This window comes from Chromobacterium aquaticum, assembly GCF_021129195.1.
GTDB classification, from domain to species: domain Bacteria; phylum Pseudomonadota; class Gammaproteobacteria; order Burkholderiales; family Chromobacteriaceae; genus Chromobacterium; species Chromobacterium aquaticum.
Genome location: NZ_JAJOHW010000189.1, coordinates 1 through 6,319 on the forward strand (window position 1 = coordinate 1; position 6,319 = coordinate 6,319).

General features: G+C 68.2%; 2 protein-coding genes. Both read right to left on the bottom strand.

Features of this window, described 5'->3' with window-relative positions; translation table 11 throughout:
* Positions 1 to 2,884, bottom strand: a 2,884-nt coding sequence (locus tag LQT98_RS22395) for a beta-ketoacyl synthase N-terminal-like domain-containing protein (RefSeq protein ID WP_269326126.1), incomplete at its 3' end; no start/stop codon positions are given.
* Between the two features lie 295 nt (positions 2,885 to 3,179).
* Positions 3,180 to 6,319 (bottom strand): SDR family NAD(P)-dependent oxidoreductase (locus tag LQT98_RS22400; RefSeq protein WP_231465326.1); only part of this gene is annotated, 3,140 nt, incomplete at its 5' end.

The window sequence follows — 6,319 nt, forward strand, 5'->3', positions numbered from 1 at the left end:
CTGGCTGCGCGCGCAGCCAGGGCCGGGTGGTGCCGAATACGGCGCGGTTGGCGTCGTTGACTATCATCTCGGCGATGGTGTGCTCGCGGCCGGTGTGCACGGTGGCGACCAGGCCAGGCCCCGCCGCCGCCGGCAGCGCCGGCGTCTTCGCTTCCTGGCGATTGGCCTCGCTGGGTTCTTGCAGAATCATGTGGGCATAGCCACGGTCCAGGCCCAGGCTGTTGACCGCCGCCAGCCGCAGGCCGTCGGCCGGCGCCGGCCAAGCGGCGTCGGTCTTGGCCGCGCCGAAGGCGGCGCGCAAGGCGTCTGCCGGATAGGCGGCCAGCGCCGCCGCCGCCGGCAGTTGCCGGTGATGCAGGCACAACGCGGCCTTGATCACGCTGACAATGCCCTGGGCCGAGGCCAGCTGGCCGTAGTTGGCGGCCACCGAGCCGGCGGCGACGCGGCTGTCGCGGTAAACCCGGGTCAGGCCGTCCAGTTCCACCAGATTGTCGCTGGCCAGCGCGCCGCCGCTCAGTTCCAGATAGCCCACCGCAGCCGGATCGGCGCCGGCCTGGCGCAAGGCCGCCGCCGCCGAGCGCGCCACCGCGTCGGCCACCGGCTGGAACTCGGTGCTGTCGCCGCAGGCATGGCCGATGGCCAGGCCGCGCATCACCGCGTAGATACGGTCCTTGGCTTCCAGCGCCGCCTGCTCGCGCTTGAGCACCACCACGCCGCCGCCCTCGCCCACCGGCACTTCGGCATGACCGGCGCCGCGACGCGGCGCCCACAACACGTTTTCCAGACCGCCGGCGAAACTGCCGCCGGCGACGATCACCGCGTCCACCAATTGCTCGGACAACATGAATTGCGCCAGCTCTATCGCCTTGAAGGCGGCGTTTTCATGCGCGCACAGCGAGAAGGCCGGGCCGTCCAGCTTCAGGTGGGCGGCGATGCGGCTGGCCACCACATTGCCGATGCCGCCGGTGATGCCTTCCGGATACGGTTCCGGGAACAGGCTGTCCTTGACGATGGTTTCCAGCACCGCGGTCTGCGCCTCGCTCAGCGAGATGCCGCTGTGCGCCAGGCTGTCGCGCACCTGCCAGGCCATCTCGTTGCGCGCCTGATAGCGCGAGCAGCTGTAGTCGACATCGCCGGCGACGATGACGGCGATATTGCGCTTGTGGCCATCCAGCTGGTAGCCGGCGTCGTGGAAGGCGCGTTCGGCGATGGGCATCAGGAACAGATGCGACAGCAGATGGCTGCCCACCACCTTGGGCGGCAGCTTGAAGCGCTTGCAGTCGAAGTCGAACTGCTCGATATAGGCGCCGGCCGGCGCCTGGCGGTAGCCGCGCGCGCCCAACACATCGACGCGCTGCTCCAGGCCCAGCCAGCGGGTGCGCGGCAGCGGGCGGAAGTGGCTGCGGCCCTCGGCCACCGTCCGCAACAGGGCGTCCGGGGTTTCGGTGTCGGCCAGCGCCACGCCCACGCCGATGATGGCCAGGCTCTGCTGCTCAGCCGGCAGTTGCGGCCAGGCGGTCACCGGCGTGTCAGCTCGGTGTTCGCGCAGCACCATGTGGCCGTTGACGCCGCCGAAGCCGAAGGCATTGATGCCGGCGCGCTTGGCCTGGCCGCGCTGCGGCCACGGCGTGGTGTCGCGCACCACGTGGCTGATGTCCAGCTGACCATTGGGGGTGCTGACCATGTCTTCCACGTTCAGCGTCGGCGGAATCACGCCGCTGCGCATCGCCAGCAGCACCTTGAGGATGCTGGCCATGCCGGAAGCGGTCAGCATGTGGCCGATATTGCCCTTGTTGGCGCCGATCAGCGGCCGCTGCGCCTGGTCGGCGAAGAAGGTCTCCACCGAGCCCAGCTCCACCTGGTCGCCCACCGGGGTGCCGGTGGCGTGGCATTCCAGATAGTCGATGTTCTTGTCCACGCCGTCGTAGGCGCGCTTCAGCGACAGCAGCTGGCCGTTGAGGTCGGGCACCAGGATATGCTTGGCGCCGCCGTCGTTGGACAGGCCTATGGATTCGATCACGCCGTAGATGCGGTCCTTGTCGCGCACCGCGTCGGCGTAGCGCTTGAGCGCGATCACGCTGGCGCCCTCGCCGGCCTTCAGGCCCTGGGAATTGCGGTCGAACGGCACCGACTGGCCGTCGGCCGGGAAGGCCTGCAGCACGTTGAAGCCGTGATCGATGTAGATATGGTCGGCGTGGCAGACCGCGCCGGCCAGCATCAGGTCGGCCTTGCCGCTCTGCAGGTAATAGCTGGCCACGCGGATGGCGTACAAGGCCGAGGCGCAAGCCGCGTCCAGCGCGAAGCTGGGACCGGCCAGGCCCAGCGCCTGGGCCGCCAGCGTGGCGTTTTGGCTGCCGGTCATCAGATTGAGATCGGACAAGCCTTCCGCCTGCCAGGGCTGACGGAAATGGAAATCCTCGCGTTGCAGCAGTTCCTGGACATAGGGCTCCAGGATGCCTTGGTAGAAGCCATTGAGCAGCTTCTTGCCGGCATGGGTGGGCATGCCGATATTGCCGATGATCAGGCCGCAGCGGGCCAGCGCCTCGGCGCTGTGGGCGGCGCCCTGGCCAGCGTCGATCAAAGCCTGTTCCGCCGCGTACAGCGTCCACTGAAACAAGGGGTCCAGCGCCTCCAGCTGAGCGGCCGGCAGGCGGTAGCGGCCGGCGTCCAGCTTGAAGCCGCGCACATGGCCGTTCTTGTTGTAGGCGATCTTGTCGGCGGTGCCCGGCACCGGATGGCGATACAGCGCCGGGTCCACGCCCAGCTCTTCCCGGCTCAATTCCGAGGTGCAATCCTGCCGCTCCAGCAGCTTGCGCCAGTACTGTTCTGGCGTTTCGGCGCCTGGAAACAGGCAGCCTAATCCGATAATGGCGATTTCTTCCATAGTGCATCCATGTCTTGGATCTGTTGACGTTTGCATTCCCCCGCGAAAAACAAACGTCAACAGATCCTGAAAGTAGAGCCAACATTCCCAAACCTTGGGCGCAACCGTCCCCCTCCGCCGCCGGCCGCTATTGAGGCGGCGGGCGGCGGCGCGGGATCAGGATTGAACCGGCGCGGGCCGATTTCGAGCGCGGCGGCGGCAAGGCGAACCCTCCGCCACCACGACTCGGCTGTATTGCCGGAACGCGTCGCCGCGCTCCGGACCGGCGGCGCCCACGGGCGCCGCCGTGCTCGCGTCACACCGCCACGCTGGCCTCCGGGTCGCACATCAACTGCCGCAGCTTCTTCGACACGGTGAACTGCAAGCCGGACAGCTTGCTGTACACCTTGCCGTCGGCGCCGTGGACGGTGACGTCGGCCAGCAGAGTGGTCGCGGTTTGCGCCATGACCGCCATGCTCAGATAGAAGGCCTGGTCGAAAGCCAGCGGCGCGTACTGCCGCCACTCGGCGATCTGCAGCGGCAGCCCGGCCTTGTCCGACTGCGACATCAGCCAGATCAGCGGCGTTTGCAAGGCCACGTCCGCCAGGTAGGGGTTGAAGGAGTTCACCGGGAACTGCCCCTGCCCGGCCATGGCGCTCAGCCGCCCGCCGGCTTGCAGACCCTGACCGTCGAGACGGAACAAGGACTGCACGCCACGGAAGGCCGGGCCATGGAACAGCCAGGCGCCGTCGCGCATGTCGCCATACAGCGGCGCATGCTCCAGCGGCGCGCCCGCCGGCGCCTGCGGACCGTCCAGCGGCGCTTCCGCCGCCAGCCGGCTCATGGTCACCCGCGCCTGGTAACGGTTCAGCGCGGCCCCGTCCACCTGGTTGAAGATGCTCACTTCCAGCGTGTGGCGGTCGCCGTTGCCGCCGGCTTCGGCCACCGGCCGCAGTTCGGCGATGAAGCGCCGCTGCTCGCCAGCGTCGAACACCACGCCCTTGAGCACGCGGAAGTCCGCCAGCGTCTCCAGCCGGTAGCCGGGTAGCAGGTCTTCGCACAGCTGCACCATCCAGCCGGCCGCGGCGGTGGCCGGCAGCACCGGCTGCCCGCCCACCACGTGGTCGGCCAGGAAGCCGTTGACGGCCGGGTCCAGCTCGCGCTCCACCCGGGTCAGCGCCGGCAGGGTCTTCTGCTTGCGCCCCACCTTGTAGCTGCCGCCGCCGACGATCACCTGCGGCACCAGGCCGGCGGCGAACTCATCGACGAAGAACTGCGCGCCGATAGCGGTGGGGATGATGGCCAGGCCGCGGTCGGCATAGGCCTTCTTCAGCACATCGTTGACCATGCCGCTGTCCCACGGACCCCAGTTGATGCTGCGTACCTGCTGTTTCGGGTACAGGGTCTGGTACAGATAGGCGAACTTGTTCAGCGCGTCGTTGGCCATCGCGTAATCGGTCTGGCCGGCGTTGCCGAAGAAGCCCGACACCGAGGAGAACAGCACCAGGTGACGCAAACCGTCCGGCTTGACCGCCGCCAGCAGGTTCTCCAGCCCTTTCACCTTGGTGTGGAACACCGAGCGGAAATCGGCCGGGGTCTTTTTCTCGATGCGCTTGTCCGCCAGGTTGCCGGCGCCGTGGATGATGCCGCGGATGGTCCCCAGCTGACGCTGCGCCTCCGCCGCCGCCCGCGCCACGTCCTTGGCGTCGCCGATGTCGCAAGCCAGATAGATGGCCTGGCCGCCGGCCTGCTCGATGCTGGCGATGGTGGCGCGCACCTCGGCCAGTTGCAGCAGCTCCTTGAGCAAGGCATCCACCTTGACCGGGGTCACCGTCTCGCCCTGCTGTTGCAGGTGGCGGATGGCGCGCGCCTTGAGTTCGGCCACTTCGCCGCCGCCCTCCGCCCATTCCGGCAGCGGCGCGTCGATGCGGGTGCGGCCCAGCAGCGCGAAGCGCGCCGGATAACGCTTGGCCAGCGCGATCACGCACTCGGCGGTGATGCCGCGCGCGCCGCCGGTGACCAGGAACACGGTCTTGGCGTCGATGCCGGCCACGGCCTGCGGGTCGGTCGGCGCCGCCTCGAAGCCCAGCGTCATCCGCTCGCCCTTGGCGCCGCGGCCCACTTCGGCCACGTCGGACTGCACGTCGCGCAGCTCTTCCAGCAGCATCGCGGCGATGGCGTTCCTGCCGCACTTGGGATCGAAATCCACGCTGCGGCAGAACACGTCTTCCCACTCGATGTTCAAGGCCTTGCACAGGCCGCTGACGCTGGCCGCGGCCACCGGGAAGGCGGCGCGCCGGGCGGTGCCCAGCTCGCCGTCCAACTGGCTGGCCACGAAGAAGCAGGCGCGACCGGGGCCGGGCTGCGCCAGCGAGGGCTGCAGCAGCTTGGCCAGCAGGAACAAGGCCTGCGCGGTGTCGTACTCGGTCGCGGCGAAGGCGTTGGCCAGCGATTTGACGTTGCCGGCCGGCGCTTGCAGGTGGATGAAACCGCCCACCTGGCCTTCGGCCACCGCGATGCGCGACAGCACGTCTTCCAGCGCCAGCTCGTCGGCGCGTTCCAGCACGTAGTCGTTGACGTGCTTGATCGCCTTGCGCTGGCCCTTGGCCTGCTGCCACTTGAACACCAGCCGCGCCACCTGCTGGCCGTGGGCCAGCAGCTGTTTGGCCACTTCTTCGCTTAAACCCTTGCCGTCGTCGGTCAGCAGCCAGAGCCGGCCGGCGGCCAGCTCCAGCAGGTCCGGCTTGGGCAAAGCTTGTTTCCGCGCCTGAAAACGATGGATGGACGCGGTTACCGTATGGGCATCACTTACAGGGGATTGCTGAGCGAGGGCAGATGCCGTCTCCCGGGGCTCAGCTAGGGATTTTTTTGCTGCGGAGTCCTCCACGGCAACGTCGGACACCAGCTTCTTGGTGGACGACACCACGCCCAACTGACGCAAGGGCTTGGCCTCCGCCGCCGGGGTTTCGTGCAAGGCGGGTTCGCTGGAGACCGGGGCCGGCGCGGCCTCCGGAGCCGGAGCGGCTTCCGCGGCCGGAGCGGCTGCGCCGCCCTGCTTCAGCTCGGTCAGCAGTTCGGAGATGGTCTGCTTGAAGAAGCCGCCCATCTTGCGGATGTTGCTGAAGGCGTCGATGTCGAAGGTTTCCATGTCCTTCTGTTTTTCCATGTCCTGGAAGTGCGGCACTTCGGCGGACAGTTGGTCGAACATGGCGCCGAAGATTTCCAGACGCTTGATCGAGTCGATGCCCAGATCGGCTTCCAGATCCATTTCTTCATTGATCATGTCGGCCGGGTAGCCAGTGCGGTCGCTGACGATGGCGATCAGTTGCTTGATCAGGTCGGCCTCGGTCAGGGCTTCGAAGCGCTGGATCAGCGCTTGGTCTGCTGCGCTGATCGCGGTGGCGGCCGGCGCGGCGACAACCGGAGCGGGCGCGGCCACCGGGGCCGGCGCCGGGG